Here is a 20,201-nt window from a genome sequence, read left to right as displayed (position 1 = left end):
ATGCTTCACGGATTCCCTGGGGAAGAGGGCAGACCTCTTCCCGCAGAATGGAATATTACGCCGGTAAAAATAGCGCCTTATCGCGCAGCAGATGGTCGTTGCCGCGCCGCCGGGTGAAGCCAATTTTGTCGAAATACTCCAGAATCTGAATCGCCAGTTTGCGGCCCACGCCCAACCTGTCGCGGAAGTCGGCGGCGTTGGTCGCGCCGTGGGTTTGATCCAGCTCGCGGATCAGATCGGCAAACGCCTGCAGGCGATCGTTCCGATAATAACGATCTTTCAGAATCGCGGTGACCAGCCCTTGCTGAGCGGCGGATCTTAGCAGCTGGCGCATGACCTGCTCTTCTTCACCGGTTTCTTTGGCCAGGTCACGGACCCACCACGGCTCGTCGCCGAACAGGGCGTCGACTTTATCCCACACGGCCTGCTGTGCTGAGGAAAACCCAGGTTCATGTCCCGGCAGATGCAGCCAGCCCTGGCAGCTCATTATTAGGCCTTCACCGCGCATTTTTTCGATGAGCGACAGTACCAGACCTTCATCCTCTGCGGGCAACGCCATGCGGCGCAGGCGTTCTCGCCCCGGCCCCGGCTGATCGTCGTGTTGCTGGTGGTAGCGAGCCAGCGCGTCGAGCAGTTTTTGCTGCCAGAGAGCGGCCACGTCCGGGCTTAACAGCGCGTTGCCCGCCTGCAAGTATCCCGGCTTCGCAAGTAAGGCCTGAAGCCCTTGCGTTGTTAACTGACGCGCCCAGCTAAATTCGTTGAGCAAAACGGCGCCTCGCGCCAGGTGAGATCCCAGCGCTTGCTGGTCATCGGTGGTTTCTGCCCGCTCACCCAGCCAGCTCAGGAAGGCAGGCTGGCGTTTACCACGGCGTGGCGCATGAAGCAGCACGGCACGGGCTCCGGCGAGCGTGATGCGCGCGCTGATATCGCGCAGCACCAGGCGGTCGTTATCCGCCAGCCACAGCGGGACATCCAGCACCAGCTCGGCCAGATTACCTTCGAGCAGCGAAACTCGCCCGGTCACGTGGCGGGCAGAATGGTGAATATGCAGCGGCTGCCATTGCTGGAGCGGCTGCAGCGTTTGCAGCTCGACGATGACGCGCTCAACCGGCTGCAGAGGTTTGTCGCTCAGCAGCCAGTCGCCCCGGCTTATGTCGGTTTTTTCCGCGTCACCGCTGATGTTCAGCGCAATACGCTGCCCGGCCATCGCGCGGGTTGCCGGCTGGTTTTGAGCGTGGAGGCCGCGCACGCGCATCGGTTTTTCTGCGCCCGTCAGCCAGAGTGAATCGCCGATATTGACTTCGCCGCTCAGCGCCGTGCCGGTCACAACCAGCCCTGCGCCCCTGACCGTAAAGGCGCGGTCGATGGCGAGGCGGAAGCGATGTGCCGTGGCATGAGGGCGTTCGCCCAGCCCTTTGAGATGCTGCTGTAGCGCCTCGACGCCTTCCCCGCTGGTGGCGGCGGTCACAAAGATTGCGGCCTGGGTATCACCCAGTAATGCAGTAACTTCATCGCGGACTTCCGCAATGCGGCTGTCGCTCACGCGGTCGGCTTTAGTCAGCGCGACTGTGATCTGCGGGTTGCCGGTCAGCTGTAAAATCGCCAGATGTTCGCGGGTTTGCGCCATCACGCCATCATCGCAGGCGATGACCAGCAGGGCATGATCGATGCCGCCGACGCCAGCCAGCATGTTGGCCAGAAACTTTTCATGCCCGGGCACGTCGATAAAGCCGATAACCCGGCCATCCGGCTGCGGCCAGTAGGCGTAGCCGAGGTCGATGGTCATGCCGCGTTTTTTCTCTTCCGGCAGGCGGTCTGCGTTCACGCCGGTCAGCGCCTGAAGCAGGGTGGTTTTGCCGTGGTCGACGTGCCCGGCGGTGGCGATAATCACTGGGCGAGTCCCTCCAGCAGCAGCGCTTCGTTTTCGAGGCAGCGTAAATCCAGCCACAGGCGGCCCTCGGCCACGCGGCCAATCACCGGCCTTTCCAGCTCGCGCAGAGTTTGCGTCAGCGAGGCGATCGTTGTGCCACGTCCGTCTTTTGGCGTGAAGGTCAGAGCGGCACCAGGCAGGCGATCAACGGGTAAAGAGCCGCTGCCGATTTGCGACAGGCACGCTTCAACGCGCACGTCGAACTGCTCGCCAAAGCGCTCTTCAAATGCGGGCAGCAGGCGGCTGGCCTGCCGGTGGATATCTTCGGCGCTGCGGGTCAGCAGGCGCAGGGTTGGCAGGCGTTCAACCAGCGTTTCCGGGTGCTGGTACAGCCGCAGTGTGGCTTCCAGCGCCGCCAGCGTCATTTTGTCGGCCCGCAGCGCACGCTTCAGGGGGTGGCTCTGAATACGCTCGATCAGCGCCTTTTTGCCGACGATAATCCCGGCCTGCGGGCCACCGAGCAGTTTATCGCCGGAGAAGCTCACCAGGCTCACGCCATCGGCGATCAGCTGCTGCGGCATCGGCTCTGGCGGCAGGCCCCACTGGCTTAAATCCACCAGCGAGCCGCTGCCCAGATCGGTGACGACCGGCAGGCCGAGTTCGTTGCCCAGCGTAACCAGCTCGGCCTCGCTAACGACTTTGGTGAAGCCTTCAATGTGGTAATTGCTGGTGTGGACCTTCATCAGCAGCGAGGTATTTTCCCCCGCTGCCGCGCGGTAATCTTTCAGGTGCGTGCGGTTGGTGGTGCCGACTTCAACCAGCCCGCAGCCCGCCTGACGCATGACGTCGGGGATGCGAAACGCGCCGCCAATCTCCACCAGTTCGCCGCGAGAAACTACCACTTCACCGCCGTCTGCGCAGGCCGCCAGCATCAACAGAACCGCCGCCGCATTGTTATTGACGATGCAGGCGTCTTCCGCCCCGGTCAGCTCACAAAGCAGGTCGGCGATGGCGCGATCCCGGTGGCCGCGCCCGGCATCGTCCAGTGAATATTCCAGCGTGACGGCGGAGCGCATGGATTCCGTCACTGCCGCGATAGCTTCTTCAGCATGTAATGCCCGGCCAAGATTGGTGTGCAGCACGGTACCGGTCAGGTTGAACACGGGCTGGAGAGCGCTGCGCTGGCTGGCCTCGAGCACGCTACGCGTTTTCTTCGCCCAGTCCTCGCTCCAGTCCGGCAGCTTGCTTGCCGAGCGGATGTGCTCGCGCGCTTCGTTTTGCAGCGTTCTCAGCGTGGCAACCACGCGGGTATGACCGAACTCGGCAAGCAGGGCGCTAAAGGCGGCATCGCGCAGCAGGCGGTCGGTCGCTGGAAGATGGCTAAAAAGTGTTTGAGCTGTCGTCATGGCAAGGACTGAATTAAGAAATTTGTGGGCGATATTACAGGGGACAGCGTCCCCTGTCCTGGCCGCAGATCATGCCGCGGGCGGTTCGGTACGGGCAAAACTCTCGCGCTGGAACAGCTGTTCTACCAGCTTGACCAGGTGAGGGCGGTTCACGCACCAGCCCGGTGAAACGCGGCGGAAATTAAGATAGCCCACTGCGCAGGCCGCGGAAATACTGGCCAGATCGAGCGGCTCGGCGGCCAGGGTGCCGTCGGCGGCGTATTCTTCCAGCAGGTCGAGGGCGCGGCCAATCTTCTCGCGCTGACGCACCAGGACTTCTTCAGACTGCTGTTCCGCCGGGCGCAGTTTCTCACGCACCGACGTTAACGCCGCGTCCAGAATGCCGTCGGAAAGCGCCTCAAGCTGGCGCACTTTCAGCGCCGCTTTTGGGTCGTGCGGAATGAGCTCTGGCGCAATGTTTAGCAGCTCAAGGTATTGGGCGATGATCGGCGAATCAAACCAGCGCTCGCCTTCATCGGTGATAAGCGTAGGGACTTTGCCTAGCGGGTTGTACTGCGGAGCCGGGCTGTCGCCAACCCACGGGTTGACGTTAATAAATTCAAAACTGAGGCCTTTTTCAAGCAGGATGACCGAGATCTTTCGCACGTAGGGGCTGGTGTAATTACCGATCAGTTTCATGACATTATCCGTTTTTGCCAACTTGAGGTAAGTATGAAACAGATACCCAACATTGGTGAAAAAGTCTACGCCTGCTGCGCTTTTATGTAATCAACGAAGGCACGCAGCGCGCTGGGCATGTATTGCCGATTTGGGTAATAGAACTGGAACGGCGGCAGCGCAGGCAGCCAGTCTTCGAGCATTGAAACCAACCTGCCGCTTGCCAGGTGTTCTTCTACCTGCTGCTGATAGAGATAGCCGATGCCTGCGCCGCACAGCACCGCTCCCAGCTCAGAGTCGAGATCGTCCACGATGATGTTGCCGCACGGCGTCACTTCCAGCTTGCCCTCCGGCCCGTAAAACTCCCAGCAATAGGGGCGGCCGCTGTGAAAACGAAAGATGACGCTGCAGTGATTAACCAGCTCGCGAGGGTGCATTGGCGCAGGGTTTTGCGCCAGGTATTCCGGCGTGGCGACGACGCAAATCCTCGCTTTTGGGCCGATGGGAACGGCAATCATGTCTTTTTCCACCGTGGTGCTCAGCCGTATCCCGGCGTCGTACTCCTGCTTCACGATGTCCACCAGCCTGTCGTCGGTGGTCACTTCGACTTTGATGTCGGGATAGCGGGCGGTAAACCCGGCGACCAGCGGCATCAGCACAAGGCGTGATGCCAGCCGCGAACTGTTGATTTTGAGGGTGCCCATCGGCGTGTCCCGAAACGAGTTCACCTCATCGAGAATAGTATGAATCTCGTCGCAGGCCGGGCGCAGGCGCTCGTAGAGGTTGTTGCCAGCCTCGGTCAGCGAGACGCTGCGGGTGGTGCGGTTGAACAGCCGAATTTTCAGGCGCTGCTCGAGCTGTTTGATGCCGTGGCTGATCGCCGAAGGAGACAGCCCCAGCTCGTCCCCGGCGGCGCGAAAGCTTTTGTGCCGCGCCACGGCGATAAAGGTTGCGAAGTCGGTAAAATTCAGCGCCATTAGTGAAAATCCTTCATTAACCCATCTCAAATACTGCGTTTTACAGAATTATCCAGCGGTCGTAAAGTGAACGTACATCCCCACTGGCTGAGATAACTCCATGAAATCAGAGAATATGTATACTGTTTGGGCGCACCCGCGCAGTGAGTCGCTAACCGCGCAGGTGGTGCAGGAAATTCAGGGCGAGGCGGCCGAACGCGGCATTAACGTCTCCTCCCTGGATCTGTACCGCAGCGGCTTTAACCCGGCGCTGGGCATGGAAGATGAGCCGGACTGGAACAACCCGCAGAAACAGTATTCCCCGGAAGTTCATCGCTTGTTTGGCGAGTTAGAAGATAAAGACACCGTGGTGATCGTGTTCCCGGTGTGGTGGTACAGCTTCCCGGCCATGCTCAAAGGCTATCTGGATCGCGTGTGGAACTTCGGCCTGGGCTACGGGCCAGGCAGCACGCTGGGCAATAAGAAAATCCGCTGGGTGGCGCTGGTCGGCGGCTCGCAGGCCGGGTTTGTGAAATATGGCTGGGAAAAAAACATGGCCGATTATATTCACGGCTCAATGGGGTATCTGGGCGTGGAAGATGCAAAAATTGAGTTCCTCTATAACACCATCGGCGTGGAAGAGGGGATTGGCGACAGCGACGCCCATTACCAGCAGCTGTTTGCTCAGGCGCGCGGCATTGTCGCGGACTTAGATAACTAACTTTTCATTCCAGCGCGGCATTCAACGTCGCGCTTTCTGCCAGCCGCTTCGCTGTAATTTACTTTCATCCCTTTCTTGCCCGCCGTTTGTTGTCAACGCCCAGATTTTAACTGGATCACATTAGGATTAATCTGCCCCAAAATACTTTGTGAAGTAGATCACAAATGAATAATAAAGACGTCATAACAAAATGTGATTTTAGTCACATTAAAAGGTCAATCAGGGTTAAAAATTCCACGGTGTACTTTTTTTACACTGCAATTATGTGATCTTCATCACTCAATGTGGAAGGTGGATCCCTGAGTATTAGTGATCTAAATCACATAATTAGGCGGTTGCTGGACAGATTAACGATTCAGTGCCAGATTCGCGTCACTTTACTGCATAAGGCCGGCGACCCTGCCGCTACGTTAACAATAAACCTCGGGCTGCTTTTCAGCGCGGAACACCAACAAGGGGTATGTGTATGTCATCCGATATCAAGATCAAAGTGCAAAGCTTTGGTCGTTTCCTCAGCAATATGGTTATGCCAAATATCGGGGCGTTTATCGCCTGGGGTATTATCACGGCCTTATTTATTCCTACCGGATGGTTGCCAAACGAAACGCTGGCGAAGCTGGTAGGCCCGATGATCACTTACCTGCTGCCGCTGCTGATCGGCTTTACCGGTGGTCGCCTGATTGGCGGTGACCGCGGCGGCGTGGTGGGTGCGATTACTACCATGGGCGTTATCGTCGGGGCAGATATGCCGATGTTCCTCGGCGCAATGATTGCGGGTCCTCTGGGCGGCTGGGCAATCAAGCACTTCGACAAATGGGTCGACGGTAAAATCAAATCCGGCTTTGAAATGCTGGTGAACAACTTCTCTGCCGGTATCATCGGGATGATCCTGGCGATTCTGGCATTCCTCGGCATCGGCCCGGCGGTTGAAGTCCTGTCCAAAGTTCTGGCGGCAGGCGTTAACTTCATGGTTGTGCACGACATGCTGCCGCTGGCGTCTATCTTTGTAGAACCAGCTAAAATCCTGTTCCTGAACAACGCCATCAACCACGGTATCTTCTCGCCGCTGGGTATTCAGCAGTCCCACGAGCTGGGCAAATCCATCTTCTTCCTGATTGAAGCGAACCCGGGTCCGGGTATGGGTGTTCTGCTGGCGTACATGTTCTTTGGGCGCGGTAACGCTAAGCAGTCTGCGGGCGGCGCGGCAATCATCCACTTCCTGGGCGGTATCCACGAAATTTACTTCCCGTACGTGCTGATGAACCCACGTCTGATCCTGGCCGTTATCCTCGGCGGTATGACCGGCGTGTTCACCCTGACCGTGCTGAACGGCGGCCTGGTGTCTCCGGCTTCCCCGGGTTCTATCCTGGCGGTACTGGCAATGACGCCGAAAGGCGCGTACTTCGCTAACATCGCGGCTATCTGTGCGGCAATGGTTGTCTCCTTCGTGGTCTCCGCCATCCTGCTGAAAACCAGCAAAGTGAAAGAAGAAGACGACATCGAAGCTGCGGCTCGCCGTATGCAGGAAATGAAAGCCGAATCCAAAGGTGGCGCAGCGCCGCTGGCGGTAGGTGCTGGCCTGTCTAACGACCTGAGCCACGTGCGTAAAATCATCGTTGCCTGCGACGCAGGGATGGGCTCCAGCGCCATGGGCGCAGGCGTGCTGCGTAAGAAAGTGAACGACGCTGGCCTGAAAAATATCTCCGTGACCAACTGCGCGATCAACAGCCTGCCGGACGACGTTGACCTGGTGATTACCCACCGCGACCTGACCGAGCGTGCGATGCGCCAGGTGCCGCAGGCGCAGCATATCTCCCTGACCAACTTCCTCGACAGCAGCCTGTACGCTAACCTGGTTGAGCGTCTGGTGGCTTCCCAGAATCTGAGTCAGAAAGAAGAAAAAGTCATGCACAGCCTGGAAGACAGCTTTGTTTCCAGCGAAGACGCGGTGTTCAAGCTGGGCGCGGGTAACGTGTTCCTCGGCCTGAAAGCCAGCAACAAAGAAGAAGCGATTCGCTTCGCTGGTGAACAGCTGGTGAACGGCGGCTACGTGCAGCCGGAATACGTGGACGCGATGTTTGAGCGCGAGAAACTGACCCCGACCTACCTGGGTGAAGGTATCGCGGTTCCTCACGGCACCGTGGAAGCAAAAGACCGCGTGCTGAAAACCGGCGTGGTGTTCTGCCAGTACCCGGAAGGCGTTCACTTCGGTGAAGAGCCGGAAGACGTGGCTCGCCTGGTGATCGGTATTGCAGCCCGCAATAACGAACACATCCAGGTCATCACCAGCCTGACCAACGCGCTGGATGATGAGTCGGTGATTGAGCGCCTGGCGCACACCACCAGCGTCCAGGAAGTGCTGGATTTGCTGGCCGGTAAGAAATAAGACCCTGCCCCTCACCCCCTGAGGGGCAGCAGGTGCAAAGCATTACCCCCTCTCCCCTTTTGGGAGAGGGCTAGGGTGAGGGGATTCGAATACAGTATCCTTACCCCAGCCCTCACGGGTGAAATAATCAGGAAGGTTAACGCAATGAAAGCATTACATTTTGGTGCAGGTAATATCGGTCGTGGCTTTATCGGTAAACTGCTGGCGGACGCCGGTCTGCAACTGACTTTTGCCGACGTAAACCAGGTGGTTCTGGATGCCCTGAACGCGCGTCACAGCTACCAGGTTCACGTAGTCGGCGAGCAGCAGCAGATTGATACCGTCTCCAACGTGAATGCCGTCAGCAGCATCGGCGACGACGTTGTGGCCCTTATCGCTCAGGTTGATCTGATCACCACCGCCGTCGGCCCGGTTGTGCTGGAGCGCATCGCACCAACGCTTGCCAAAGGCCTGGAACTGCGCCGTGCGAACGGCAACGAAACGCCGCTGAACATCATCGCCTGTGAAAACATGGTGCGTGGCACCAGCCAGCTGAAAGAGCACGTCAAGAAAGCGCTGTCTGCTGACGCGTGGGCGTGGGTAGAGCAGCACGTTGGCTTTGTCGATTCTGCAGTTGACCGCATCGTTCCGCCGTCTGAATCCGCCACTCACGATCCGCTGGAAGTGACCGTGGAGACCTTTAGCGAGTGGATTGTCGATAAAACCCAGTTTAAAGGTGACCTGCCGAACATTCCTGGCATGGAACTTACTGATAATCTTATGGCGTTTGTCGAGCGCAAGCTCTTCACGCTGAATACCGGGCATGCTATAACCGCGTACCTCGGTCAGCTGGCCGGGCACCAGACTATCCGCGATGCCATTCTTGATGAGAAAGTGCGCGCCGTAGTGAAAGGGGCGATGGAAGAGAGCGGTGCGGTGCTGATTAAGCGCTACGGCTTTGAAGCCGACAAACATGCCGCGTACATCAAGAAAATCCTCGGTCGTTTCGAAAACCCGTATCTGAAGGATGACGTGGAACGCGTTGGCCGCCAGCCGCTGCGTAAACTCAGCGCGGGTGACCGCCTGGTTAAGCCGCTGCTGGGGACGATTGAGTACGGTTTGCCTCACGCTAACCTGATCAAAGGGATTGCGGCGGCAATGCACTACCACAGCGAGCAGGACCCGCAGGCGCAGGAGCTGAAGCAGCTTCTGGCAGATAAAGGCCCGCAGGCGGCGCTGGCGGAAGTGTCCGGTCTGGATGTAAACAGCGAAGCCGTGACTGAGGCGGTGAAGGCGTATAACGCCATAGCGTAACCCTATGCAGGCGCGGTGGATACCGCGCCTGAAACATGTTTAGTGATGCAGGCAAAAATGGAAGAAACCCAGGCCTTTGAAAACCGCGTGCTTGAGCGACTGAATGCCGGCAAAACCGTAAGAAGCCTGCTGATTGCTGCCGTCGAGCTGTTAACCGAAGCGGTAAATATCCTGGTGCTGCAGGTGTTCCGCAAGGACGACTACGCGGTGAAATATGCGGTTGAGCCATTGCTGGACGGCGACGGCCCGCTGGGCGACCTGTCGGTACGCCTGAAGCTTATCTACGGGCTGGGCGTGTTGAACCGCGCCGAGTACGAAGACTGCGAGCTGCTCATGGCGCTCCGGGAAGAACTGAACCACGACGGCAACGAGTACAGCTTCACCGATGACGAAATGCTAGGCCCGTTTGGCGAGCTGCACTGCGTGACGGCGCTGCCGCCGACGCCGACCTTCGTTGATGGCAGCGATCCTGAACTGCTGGCAATGCAGCGTCAGCGCTATATGCAAATCGTTCGCTCCACAATGGTCCTTTCCCTGACCGAGCTGATCTCCCGGATCAGCTTAAAAAAAGCCTTCCAGAAATAGCCGCTTTTCGCCCTGTCCCTCAGGATCGTGTATCCTTGCCAGCAAGCCATCTTTATTCACGGTAAGTCAAAATGAAAGAAATCGAAAAAGCAGAAATTAAACGCCTCAGCGACCGTCTGGACGCTATCCGCCACGAAATGCCAGGCCTGCACCTGATCAACGAAGCGGAAAAATATGCCGAGCTGGAAAAAGAGCGGCAGAAGCTGGAAATCGAAATCGCTCGCCTGCAGGCGGTGCGTAACCAGAAGCTGAGCAAAGAAGCGCAGAAGCTGGTAGCGCTGCCGTACAAGCGTGCGATTACCAAAAAAGAGCAGGCCGATATGGGCAAGCTCAAGAAAAGCGTGCGTGGCCTGGTAATTGTCCATCCGATGACCGCTCTGGGTCGCGAGATGGAACTGACCGAGATGACCGGTTTCTCCCGCACGGAATTCTGACCGCGTTCTCTTTTCGGTGAAATAAGCCGATAAAACCCGTCATCGTTTTCCGATTAAATCCTCATCCGGCCTTGTTGTTAAGCGCCGGGTGCGGGGTTTGCCCTCATTTTCTGTCGCTTTTTCATGATGACTTTGTGTTCAGTTTTTTTGAAGTAGATAAGCGAATTGTTCCGCTAACAAACAAAGCACGGCGGCGCTATTCTTATCTCATCGAAGGCAGTCAGCCTTCCAACTAAACAAAATGCAAAGGTAACCATCATGAAAAGCATCAAATATTTTGCCGTAGTTATGACTCTCGCTGCTTCCTTCTCCGGCTTCGCTGCGGAAACTCAGCCAGCTGTCAGCCAGAAAATGGGCACCGTATCGGTCAGCGGCGCGTCTAACCTCGACAGCCTGCAACACCAGCTGCAGCAGAAAGCCGAGCAGGCAGGCGCGAAGTCTATCCGCATTGTTTCCGCCGGTGGTGATAACAAAATGTACGGCGTGGCTGAAATCTACAACTAAGTCTTGAATCACGCAGTATGGGCCGCCTTGTGCGGCCCGTGTTTTATCTGAACTCCCGGGCCAGCAGGCCAAAAATCCAGTCATCCTGCCAGCGTTCGTTCAGCCAGTAGTTCTCCCGCAGCGTTCCTTCCGGCTGAAACCCGACTTTCTCCAGCACTTTCTTCGACGGAAAATTTCCGGCGGTGACCGTGGCCACAAGCTTGCGGATGCCGACCTCCGCAAATGCAAAGGCGCACACCTCGTACAGCGATTCATACCCGTAGCCCTGACCGTGAAACGACGGGTCGAGTAAAAACCCGACTTCCGCGATATCGTCCTCACGCAGAATGAAGCCGGTGACGCCAATCGGCACGCCGGTTTTGCGGTGACGCATCACCATACAGAGCCAGTGGCGGCTGCCCGGCTGCCAGTTGGGAAGACGGGCGTCAAAAGCCTGGCGGATCTCTGTCTCCGGCCGGTTATCGGCCACGTAGCGCATGACGTCCGGCTGCTGCTGCAGGTAGCGGAAAAGTGGCCAGTCGGCTTCGGTGATTTGGCTGAGTGCCAGGCGTGGCGTCAAAAGCGTCGGCATGGCGTTAATCCACAATAAACAGGACGGCACCTGATGCCGTTGAGGAACGGTGAGGCTCCGCGCCGTCGGCCACCTGGTAACTCATACCCGGGGTTAACGTAAACTGGCGGCCATCTTCCAGCTCAGTTTGCAGCTCGCCCTTCAGGCACAGCAAAACGTGCCCTTTTTGGCACCAGTGATCGGCCAGATAGCCGGCGGTGTATTCCACCATGCGCACGCGGATGGGCCCAAACTGCTGCGTGCGCCAAAGCGCTTTGCCGGTAATGCCTAGGTGTTCGGTGGGGATTAGGGTGGCCCAGTCGGTGGTAGTAAAAGGCAAGTCGGTGATGTTCATGCGGCTCCTGAGTATTGTTGTTGTTGTCTGGTCCTCCTTTTGATAGCAGTAAATAAAAAACGGTGCCAGCGTGTGGCACCGCTTAAGCGTTATTCCCAGCGGGATAAATCATCCCTCGTCAGCCCCATATCCCTGAGTTGTTCCGGACTAAGTTCGCGTAACGCCCGTAAAGTCTGGCGGCGCTGGCGGCTGCGGCGAAAATACTGGTAAAGCATTACCAGGCCATAAAACGGTCTGCGATGGTGGTTCTCTTCAAAGCCCATGCTGTGACTCCTCGCGGTTTGCCTGGGGGTAATCATGGGGCCAGCGGGCAAAAGCAGACAGATTCAAAAATTACTTTTCTTTAACATACAGAAGGGCTAAAACATGAGCTGAATGGCATTTTTTGCGCCATTCTGTATCGGTTTTTCCTTCTGTATGGCTTCCGGTGAGGATACAGCATGACGCGTTACCAACATCTCGCCACGCTGCTGGCTGAGCGCATTGAGCAGGGGCTTTATCAAAGCGGGGAGCGCTTGCCTTCGGTGCGGAGCCTGAGCAGTGAACACGGCGTCAGTATCAGTACCGTGCAACAGGCGTATCACGTCCTGGAAGACCAGCAGCTGATTTCCCCTCAGCCACGTTCCGGCTACTTTGTTTCGCCGCGCAAAGCCGTGCCGCCTGTGCCGCGCTTAACGCGTCCCGTACAGCGCCCGGTGGAAGTGACGCAGTGGGATGCGGTGCTGGAATTGGTGAACTCCCGGCAGGATTGCGAAGTGATCGCCTTCGGCAGCGGATCGCCGGATCTCACCCAGTCGACGATGAAACCGCTGTGGCGAGAAATGGGGCGGCTCGCGCAGTACCAGGAGCCTGAGCTGCTGGGCTACGACGGTATGTTCGGCGTGAAAGCCCTGCGCGAGCAAATTGCCCGCCTGATGCTGGACAGCAACTGCATGGTGAATGCCGATGAGATCGTGGTGACCAACGGCTGCCATGAAGCACTGTCGATTGCGATTCGCGCGGTGTGTGAGCCGGGGGACATAGTGGCGGTTGAGTCGCCGTCATTCCACGGCACCATGCAGATGCTGCGCGGTTACGGTGTTAAAGTAGTTGAAATTCCTACTGATTCTGTCACCGGCATTAGCCTGGAAGCACTCGAGCTGGCGCTGGAGCAGTGGCCCATCAAAGCCGTGATTCTGGTAGCCAATTGCAATAATCCTCTTGGCTTCATCATGCCGGAGGCGCGTAAAAAAGCGGTGATGAACCTTGCCCGGCGCTTTGATATCGCCATCATCGAGGATGATGTCTACGGTGAGTTGGCCTATGAATACCCGCGCCCTATGACGATCAAATCCCTGGATGTGGATGGCCGCGTCCTGCTGTGCAGTTCGTTTTCAAAAACGCTGGCACCGGGGCTGCGCGTGGGCTGGATTGTGCCGGGACGTTACCTCGACCGCACGCTGCACACCAAGTATATCGGCACCGGCAGCAGCGCGACCTTCACCCAGCAGGCGGTAGCGGCCTTTATTCGCAACGGGCATTACCACCGCCATATCCGGCGTATGCGCCAGCACTACCAGCGCAATCTGGAGGTGTTTACCTGCCGCGTGCGGCAATATTTCCCCTGCGGGATTTGCGTCAGCCGGCCTCAGGGGGGCTTTTTGATGTGGATTGAACTCCCGGAAGAAGTCGATGCGGTGCGGCTGGGCAGCGCATTGAAAGAGGCAAAAATCCATATTGCGAGCGGCTCGCTGTTTTCAGCCTCTGGAAAATATCGCCAATGCCTGCGGTTGAACTATTCTTTGCCGTTCAACGCCGTTACCGAGGCGGCCCTGAAAAGATTGGGCGAAATCGTCGAATGTGAGATTTGAAAATGCCCGGCTAAATCGCTCTTTTTATCGCCATTGATTCCCGGCGGGCTGCTTTACACTCGGCTGTAATGGCGAAGTGTGGCCTTGGCATTAATAACCATAAAAAAATAGCCGCCTGGGGCGGAAAAAAGCCGTTTTTTCTGCGTTCGGCAACGTAAGGCCGGACATCGACAAAGGACTATCATGAGCAGCGCAACATTGCAGATGCGGGAGCACTTTGAGACGTGTCTGGGGATTATTCGGCAGGCTTCACTTCAGATCCTGCCGCTATTGAATATTCGTGCCGCCGAAGGCAAAGATCCGCAGTGGTTTTTCCAGCAGCTGGAGCAGGCCCGTATGGCGCTGGGCAGTTGGGGGGCGGTGGCGAAACGGCTGAATCTTAACGACTCCGAAATTTCACAATTCACGCTGTTGCTGCGCCATTTGCAGCAGCTGGTGCCGCAGTATGAAAGCGGGCAGGAAGTTAGCCAGAACCAGCTCCTCGCCGCCTTGCGCTTCACCAGCTATCTGGAACATGTGCGCTTCAAACAGCCCTTGCTGGGCTACTCCACCGAGCTTTCCTCCGACGTTGACGGGCTACAGAAAGGCGCCCAGCAGCAGATGCGCGCCATTGAACTGATGCTGAAAGGGCTGGTCAATCAGGCGTGGGAAAACCAGGCGGAGCTGGTTAATCAGCTAAAAAGCCAGTTTGGGGCTGACAAAGTTCGCCGCTGGCTGAAGCGAGGCGAGCGGGGCGATGTGCTGAGCGGCATGAAGTTCAGCGAGCTGGCGCTGATGCTGGTGGATAAGAAAGAGTTTGCCCATCACTACGCCAAAGTTTACCAAAACTCGCCTCAGCTGGGCTTTCTTATCGACCAACGTAAAACCCTGCAAATCTTCCTCGATGGCACCCGTCAAATCCGCAACGACCTGATGCACAAGCAGCCGCTGACGAGCGTGCAGGTGGCTTTGCTGGATAGCTATTTCGGTGAAATCAGCGGCCCGGTACAAAAAGCCTTTAGCGAAGGCCGCACTAAAGTGAATCCCTCCTCGCTGCTGGACGCGGATGATGTGGCACTGCAAAGCTACCTTGACCAGGCGCGTAAAAATCATGCGGCCCAGGGCGGCGATCCGGCAGAGATCAGAGAATCCATCGAGCGTTATGACCCGCGCACGGCCAAAAAACAGCATGATACTACCGACATGATCTCCACCGCGCTGTGGGCATCGGTAGGGATTGTGGTGGTGGCAGTGGCGGTGATTGGTCTTTATCTGTTAAGTGATGCCACCTCAAAACCTGAGGTGACGGCGGCTCCGCCAATAGTGAGTACGCCGGTGCAGCAGAAAGAGCGGCCGGAATCCAACAGCCCGCGGGATATGCTTGCCAATATGGGCATCACCTGGGACGAAAATAACCTGCGGGCGGCGATTAACCGTAATGACGCGCGTATTGTGCGCCTGTTTATGCAGGGCGGGATGAACTGGAAAGTCTATTTTGCCGAGCAGGCGCTGGCGGCGGATGACCGCGATGTGCTGACCATTTTGCTGCAATACCGCCCGCAAATGGACGAAACCCGGCCCTGCCGCAGGCTGATTGGCTCCACCGAGCTAGGCATGAAGAAAGGGCAAAAGCTGACTTCGCTGAGAAAGCAATTCCTCGCCAGCTTCTGCAGTTCAGCCCCGGCGGTACAGCGCCAGAAAGAGGAAGTAGAGCGCGCTCAGCTACGCCTGGCGGCGCAGAAGCAGCGCTACGAAGATGCGACCGCCCAGGGGCTGGAGCCAGAGCCGGTGGATGAGCAGACCGTCAAAATTCAGCAGGCGATATACAACGCGATGCGCTAGCCGTGCCGGGCAGCCTTCGGGCTGCCCAATGCATTACAGCAGCCCTTTATCACGGAACGTCGCGGCGGTGGCTTCATTCAGATCGTAGCTCGCCAGATCCTGCGGGCTGACCCACGCGTACTGCTCAAACTCTTCGTTAAGGGTTATCTCGCGGTTTTCGCTAATGCAGTCGAACATCAGATAAATCATGTACACCTGCTCCTGGCTGCCGTCGGTGTAGGTTTTCACCCGCACGTCATCGCGGAAGGTCCACGGCTCAATGTGCGAGATAATCAGCGCTTCCCCCAGCTCTTCCCGGATCTCACGCCGTAGCCCTTCTGCCATGGTTTCACCCGGCTCAATGCCGCCACCGGAGAGCGCCCACTGGCCGGGAAACACCCCGCGATCTTGTGGCATTTTGCACAGCAAATATTGGCCCTGATTCTGGATTATCGGGCAGGCAATCACTCTTTGTCGCATGGTCATCTCCCTGAAAATAAGTCGCTGAGTTATAGCACAGATACGAAAGAGGGTCTGTGCCGTGACAGACACCTGGGGGAGAATTTTATCCGTTAATACAATAATATTTTTATAATAATTTCATTCAATATATTAATTAGATGAATGCATAAAGATAAATAAAGTAATTTTGTTTTATGTTGTGAGTGAAAATAATGACTGAGGTCTAAGTTCTTACTATAAAAATAAAAAATATTACGCGCCGTATATATATGCCGCTTATGATAAGCGACGCTCAAGATGAGCCTCGTTAATAATATACCAGGAAGGTCTTTATGCCGGCACTTCAGTTCCCCTGTAAGATATTCAAAACCCAGAAAAAGATGGATGACTATACCGCCAGCGATATGCGCTGCGGCGACCTGTCCGAAATCGATCTGAAGGCCCGGTTTCATTTGGTGGATGTTTCCACCAGAGTGAACCCTTACACGTTGACGGCAATCAGCCCCTTCAGCCAGCCGCAGTCAATGTTCCACGGATCCCGAGGGGAAGGTGATAAACTGACCCAGAGGGAGTGCGCAAACATCCTTTTTGATGAGTTTCGGCACCTATCCCGTCCGTTTGCGTGCCACCCCCCTTACAACGTGCTGATTAAGCTGATGATTTCCCATATGCAGAAAAATAGCGACAAATCGTTCTGCCATCCATTGCTGGATAGCGCGTTGGAGGCGCATATTTTAAGTGATAGTTCGTCTGAAAACAGTACAAGGCTTCGTTTGCAAGAAGCTTTCAGTAGCTATATTGACTGGGATAGAGGCAGTTATCCTGCAGAGAAGCTGGGGCAGCTAACTGACGCGATTATGTTGGGACGACTACCAAAATTTGACCGCTTCCAGGACAACTTTAACGGCCTGGGCATCACCGTGCACGATACCTGGGCAACGCATATCACGATTAAGTCTCTGGTAGTTGGTAAAGAGCGCTATCGTGCCGTTGTGCATTATAAAGTCCAGGACCACTTTGGGCTGGATGATGAGGACATTTCAAAGGTGAAATTTAACCAGTTCCGTTTTTTCCGGATCTGGTTTGTCCTTCAGCGCTACAGCGAGTTTGCCTTTAAACCCTTTATGACCAATATGCAAGCTACCATTGAAATTACCGGGGGGCGCAATGACATTCAAAAATAAGAAAGCACGTTTTATGTTACTTGGGGTGAGCTGTGTGTTGGCGGGTTACCTGCTATGGCAGTCATTTCGTCCGGTGGAGATTGTCGCTGTTCATCAGAGAAATACCTATAGCAGTGTTCTGGTTAAAAACTTCCCTTTTACGAAAAAAGGAAAAATAAACTGGTGGCTGGAAAACAAGGATATGCTGAAAGCCAGATATGATATTCCAAGGCCTGCATCTTACGGTGGCTACACGATTATTTTTTGGCTTTTCGGTGAGGGCTATAAAGAAGAAGGGAAGTATGACCGACTCTGTTTCGATGATATGAAAACAAAAATCAACTGCATTGATAAAGATTCAGTTTTTAGAATCAGTAACAGTAAAAATAGAGGGCTTACGTTCACGTTTGATGATGGCATTTATAGGCTGGAAGGAAATGGAAGTATTAAAAAGATAGATTGAGATGTTTTGTTTTTTTGATGTTCAATGTGATCGCTACCATTGAAATTACCGGGGGGCGCAATGACATTCAAAAATAAGAAAGCAGTTTCCTTGCTAGTTTTTGCGAGCTGTGTGTTAGCAGGTTACTTGCTATGGGAGTCACTTCGCCCGGTGGAGATTGTCGCCGTGCATCAGAGAAATACCTATAGCGATGTTTTAGTTAAAAATTTCCCTTTGACGAGTAGAGGTAAAATAAACTGGTGGCTGCAAAATCAAGAGATGCTAAAAGCGAAGTATGATATTCCAGGGCCTGAATCCTACAGTGGCCACACTATTACGATTTGGCTTTTCGGTGAGGGCTATAAAGAAGAGGGGAAGTATGACCGACTCTGTTTCGATGATATGAAAACAAAAGTTAACTGCATTGATAAGGATGTGGTTTTCATTGTTGACTACAGTAAAAATACGGGGTTAGAGCTCACTGTTAATGGCAGTGTCTACAGGCTGGAAGAAAATGGCAATCTTATAAAGATATATTGAGGGTATGTTTTTTATTGATGATTACCGTGGTGGGGGCATTAACAATACAGCACTTTCTCTCCTATTCAAGCATAAGAACATCTCTCAGCCCGGCTGGTGAAAATCACACAATCCGGGCTGAGTTTCCTCAACTTAATCTGCAAAACCCTTTAGAAGCGATACTGAATTCCGACGCCATAGGTGTAGCTGTCGTTACTCAGGCCCGCGGAACCGCTGCCCTGAGACCAGGTTTCCCCGGTATTATTATTACGGGTTTTTGTTGATGCTTTTGCTTCGGAAAAACGCGTCCACGTTAATTCCGTGTACAGCCGGGTATTTGGCGTGACGTAATAACCGGCGGAGACGGTTGCAGCATAATAATTGGAATGACTACTTTTCTCGCTAAAGCTCAGCTGACGCATATAGTGCTCGTCATTATCCTGAGCATTAACCAGCGGGCTGAATTTAAATTGCCCTGCAATATCAAAGTACTGATAGCGGTAGCTACTGGTCAGCCCAATATACGGCACGCTGAATTTCTGACTATACCCAATTCCCGGTTTCCCGGCGGGGAATTCACCGATAAGTGCACCGTTGAAATAATTGTATGAGCCGCCTCTCGCCGTCCAGCTATAGCGAGTTTCCTGGTAGCCGGTTACCACGCCGAGATTGTATGTCGGCTCCTTCAGCAGCCAGCCGGTAAGATTGAAATCGAACTGGTTGGCATAATTCAGGCTGGTATCCGGGTGGGTAGATTTGTCGCTCCAGTGGCTCTGGCCAGGCGTTTGCCAGTCATAGTCGGACATATGCGAGCCGCGAGAGGCGAAGGTTGTCCAGCCGTTAGCATTGAGGGTGATGTAGCGCTGTGCGTCCCAGCTAATACCGCCTTTAATAATAGGGGTATTTTTGATTTTCCATTTCAGTTCACTTAATTTACTGCCATCACCTTGATTATAAACGAGCTCTTTAGATTCTCCGTTTAAAACGCTGGTGGAAATATTCGTGCTAACTGCATCGGGTGAAAAATTAAAGCTGGTTGAAGCTAGTAGCGCCGGGCTAAACAGCAATGCGGCGGCTACAGGCAGGTATTTTTGCTTGTGCATGATGTATCGTTCTGTTTTCTATAACATTGGTTTGGTGTTGCAAAAAATAAACCTGTACGGACAGGTTGAGGGCCGTAAAGGGTTATTGTTGCGCGATAAATTATGTTGTTGAAAATTATTATTAGTTTGTCTTGCCAGGCAAAACGGGAGCTATTTTATGGACCGTTCCTTGACAGGGGAAAGATTATTTTCTACTGGTGAATATTTGAGCGGTGAATCGTTTGATTTTAAAGAAAATTAAAATTGTAGCTTTTTGTTACAAGGATATATCATAACTATTCATATGTATTTATTGAGAAAATTTAGCTTAAGTCGCGTTTAGTGAATTTAAATATGTAAGCGAACTAATAATTATTTGGCGATGAAAGTTTTGCTGCTCGTAGCATATTCATTTCATTCTCTTTTTTACATAATACGTGCCACCGCGCCGCGGAGCACTCGGCGTAATATCGAAAAAACGTAAAGCTGCTACCCTGCATGCCGACACTACATCCAGACACTTTGACCAGGAATGACTTATGGAGCCGTTACTGACCACCCCGCGCCTGACGTTGCGCAAGTTCACTCGTGCCGATTTGCCCGTTTTTATTGAATATCGTAACCAGCCGGAAGTTGCTCGCTACCAGAGCTGGGATGGCTATAGCGAAGCCGATGCCGAGGTGTTTTATGCCCAGCAGGCGTCGCTGGACTTTAATACCGATGAAAGCTGGTTTCAGATTGCGGTGGTCCGCAGCGAAGACCAGCGTTTATTGGGTGACGTTGCCGTTCACTTCTTCGATGAAGGCCAGCAGGCAGAGTTGGGCATGACCTTTGATGAGAGGCATCAGCGTCAGGGCTTTGCTTTTGAAGCTTTGCGCGGCGCGATTGATCTGTTGTTCACCACCTTCAACAAGCATCGCCTGGTGGCGACGGTTGATGCCAGGAATGACGCCGCCGCTGGCCTGCTGGAAAAGCTGGGCTTTCGTCGGGAAGCACACTTTCACAAGAATATTTTCTTTAAAGGTGAGTGGGGGGATGAATATGCCTATGCGCTATTGCGCAGCGAGTGGAAATAAACAATGGCCTGCTTAGCGGGCCATTGTTTATTTAGCCGTGGCGAATAGCGAATAATATCAGTGGACAGTGCAATATTCACTTAGCGTTAT

21 protein-coding genes are annotated in these 20,201 nt (G+C 54.7%); 12 read left to right on the top strand and 9 right to left on the bottom strand.

Going from position 1 to position 20,201, the window contains the following annotated elements; genetic code table 11:
- Window positions 1–55: 55 nt before the first annotated feature.
- The 4 genes from selB to AAIE02_RS13185 all read right to left on the bottom strand — a co-directional run bounded on the left by selB (window position 56) and on the right by AAIE02_RS13185 (window position 4,910).
- Window positions 56–1,891, bottom strand: a complete 1,836-nt coding sequence (gene selB / locus AAIE02_RS13200) for a selenocysteine-specific translation elongation factor (protein WP_498532727.1) — start codon at window positions 1,889–1,891, stop codon at window positions 56–58.
- Window positions 1,888–3,276, bottom strand: coding sequence for an L-seryl-tRNA(Sec) selenium transferase (gene selA, locus AAIE02_RS13195; RefSeq protein ID WP_498532726.1), 1,389 nt, complete (start codon window positions 3,274–3,276; stop codon window positions 1,888–1,890). Before selA ends, selB begins: the two co-directional genes overlap by 4 nt.
- A gap of 69 nt (window positions 3,277–3,345) precedes the next feature.
- Window positions 3,346–3,954 carry a glutathione S-transferase gene (locus tag AAIE02_RS13190; RefSeq protein WP_166994769.1) on the bottom strand — a complete coding sequence of 203 codons (609 nt, stop codon included), beginning with the start codon at window positions 3,952–3,954 and terminating at the stop codon, window positions 3,346–3,348.
- A gap of 65 nt (window positions 3,955–4,019) precedes the next feature.
- Window positions 4,020–4,910 carry a LysR family transcriptional regulator gene (locus AAIE02_RS13185; protein ID WP_336983170.1) on the bottom strand — a complete coding sequence of 297 codons (891 nt, stop codon included), beginning with the start codon at window positions 4,908–4,910 and terminating at the stop codon, window positions 4,020–4,022.
- Window positions 4,911–5,010: 100 nt separating this feature from the next.
- Here AAIE02_RS13185 and AAIE02_RS13180 point away from each other — a divergent pair, with 100 nt between their 5' ends.
- The 6 genes from AAIE02_RS13180 to AAIE02_RS13155 all read left to right on the top strand — a co-directional run bounded on the left by AAIE02_RS13180 (window position 5,011) and on the right by AAIE02_RS13155 (window position 10,812).
- Window positions 5,011–5,610 (top strand): NAD(P)H oxidoreductase, encoded by a 600-nt coding sequence (locus tag AAIE02_RS13180; protein ID WP_498532725.1) that lies wholly within the window; start codon window positions 5,011–5,013, stop codon window positions 5,608–5,610.
- 466 nt (window positions 5,611–6,076) lie between these two features.
- A complete protein-coding gene (locus AAIE02_RS13175) occupies window positions 6,077–7,996 on the top strand; it encodes a PTS mannitol transporter subunit IICBA (protein ID WP_008458694.1) in 1,920 nt (639 codons plus the stop codon).
- 144 nt (window positions 7,997–8,140) lie between these two features.
- Window positions 8,141–9,289: a mannitol-1-phosphate 5-dehydrogenase gene (gene mtlD / locus AAIE02_RS13170; protein WP_336983166.1), complete on the top strand. Its 1,149-nt coding sequence runs from the start codon at window positions 8,141–8,143 to the stop codon at window positions 9,287–9,289.
- A gap of 45 nt (window positions 9,290–9,334) precedes the next feature.
- Window positions 9,335–9,874, top strand: coding sequence for a mannitol operon repressor MtlR (gene mtlR, locus AAIE02_RS13165; RefSeq protein WP_008458691.1), 540 nt, complete (start codon window positions 9,335–9,337; stop codon window positions 9,872–9,874).
- 71 nt (window positions 9,875–9,945) lie between these two features.
- A complete protein-coding gene (locus AAIE02_RS13160; RefSeq protein WP_008458687.1) occupies window positions 9,946–10,308 on the top strand; it encodes a YibL family ribosome-associated protein in 363 nt (120 codons plus the stop codon).
- 258 nt (window positions 10,309–10,566) lie between these two features.
- The gene (locus tag AAIE02_RS13155) at window positions 10,567–10,812 is read left to right on the top strand and encodes a YdgH/BhsA/McbA family protein (RefSeq protein WP_008458685.1); all 246 of its coding nucleotides are present in this window, start codon (window positions 10,567–10,569) and stop codon (window positions 10,810–10,812) included.
- 43 nt (window positions 10,813–10,855) lie between these two features.
- Here AAIE02_RS13155 and AAIE02_RS13150 read toward each other — a convergent pair whose 3' ends face one another.
- The 3 genes from AAIE02_RS13150 to AAIE02_RS13140 form a co-directional block, all read right to left on the bottom strand.
- Window positions 10,856–11,383, bottom strand: coding sequence for a GNAT family N-acetyltransferase (locus AAIE02_RS13150; protein ID WP_336818996.1), 528 nt, complete (start codon window positions 11,381–11,383; stop codon window positions 10,856–10,858).
- 4 nt (window positions 11,384–11,387) lie between these two features.
- On the bottom strand, window positions 11,388–11,717 hold the full coding sequence (locus AAIE02_RS13145; protein ID WP_498532724.1) for a DHCW motif cupin fold protein: 330 nt from the start codon (window positions 11,715–11,717) through the stop codon (window positions 11,388–11,390).
- Window positions 11,718–11,806: 89 nt separating this feature from the next.
- Window positions 11,807–11,980 (bottom strand): DUF1127 domain-containing protein, encoded by a 174-nt coding sequence (locus tag AAIE02_RS13140; RefSeq protein ID WP_008458678.1) that lies wholly within the window; start codon window positions 11,978–11,980, stop codon window positions 11,807–11,809.
- 177 nt (window positions 11,981–12,157) lie between these two features.
- Between AAIE02_RS13140 and AAIE02_RS13135 the strand changes: the two genes are divergently transcribed.
- Together AAIE02_RS13135 and AAIE02_RS13130 are read left to right on the top strand one after the other, a co-directional pair.
- Window positions 12,158–13,567: an aminotransferase-like domain-containing protein gene (locus tag AAIE02_RS13135; RefSeq protein ID WP_336818999.1), complete on the top strand. Its 1,410-nt coding sequence runs from the start codon at window positions 12,158–12,160 to the stop codon at window positions 13,565–13,567.
- A 183-nt stretch (window positions 13,568–13,750) separates the two neighbouring features.
- Window positions 13,751–15,388, top strand: coding sequence for an STY4199 family HEPN domain-containing protein (locus tag AAIE02_RS13130; RefSeq protein ID WP_498532723.1), 1,638 nt, complete (start codon window positions 13,751–13,753; stop codon window positions 15,386–15,388).
- 33 nt (window positions 15,389–15,421) lie between these two features.
- Here the strand turns inward: AAIE02_RS13130 and nudI are convergent, their stop codons facing one another.
- Window positions 15,422–15,847 (bottom strand): nucleoside triphosphatase NudI, encoded by a 426-nt coding sequence (gene nudI, locus AAIE02_RS13125; RefSeq protein ID WP_008458672.1) that lies wholly within the window; start codon window positions 15,845–15,847, stop codon window positions 15,422–15,424.
- A gap of 314 nt (window positions 15,848–16,161) precedes the next feature.
- Between nudI and AAIE02_RS13120 the strand changes: the two genes are divergently transcribed.
- The 3 genes from AAIE02_RS13120 to AAIE02_RS13110 are packed head-to-tail and all read left to right on the top strand — an operon-like array spanning window position 16,162 to window position 17,974.
- A complete protein-coding gene (locus tag AAIE02_RS13120) occupies window positions 16,162–17,013 on the top strand; it encodes a YPO3983 family protein (RefSeq protein ID WP_498532722.1) in 852 nt (283 codons plus the stop codon).
- The gene (locus AAIE02_RS13115) at window positions 16,997–17,455 is read left to right on the top strand and encodes a DUF943 family protein (protein WP_498532721.1); all 459 of its coding nucleotides are present in this window, start codon (window positions 16,997–16,999) and stop codon (window positions 17,453–17,455) included. The genes AAIE02_RS13120 and AAIE02_RS13115 overlap by 17 nt, the downstream gene beginning before the upstream one ends.
- 60 nt (window positions 17,456–17,515) lie before the next feature.
- On the top strand, window positions 17,516–17,974 hold the full coding sequence (locus AAIE02_RS13110) for a DUF943 family protein (RefSeq protein WP_498532720.1): 459 nt from the start codon (window positions 17,516–17,518) through the stop codon (window positions 17,972–17,974).
- A gap of 149 nt (window positions 17,975–18,123) precedes the next feature.
- Here the strand turns inward: AAIE02_RS13110 and AAIE02_RS13105 are convergent, their stop codons facing one another.
- The gene (locus AAIE02_RS13105; RefSeq protein WP_498532719.1) at window positions 18,124–19,056 is read right to left on the bottom strand and encodes an omptin family outer membrane protease; all 933 of its coding nucleotides are present in this window, start codon (window positions 19,054–19,056) and stop codon (window positions 18,124–18,126) included.
- A gap of 518 nt (window positions 19,057–19,574) precedes the next feature.
- Here AAIE02_RS13105 and AAIE02_RS13100 point away from each other — a divergent pair.
- The gene (locus AAIE02_RS13100; RefSeq protein WP_498532718.1) at window positions 19,575–20,111 is read left to right on the top strand and encodes a GNAT family N-acetyltransferase; all 537 of its coding nucleotides are present in this window, start codon (window positions 19,575–19,577) and stop codon (window positions 20,109–20,111) included.
- Window positions 20,112–20,201 lie beyond the last annotated feature (90 nt).

This window comes from Cedecea sp. Ae19-4, from assembly GCF_059801165.1.
This window is presented reverse-complemented; position numbering and strand designations above follow the sequence as displayed.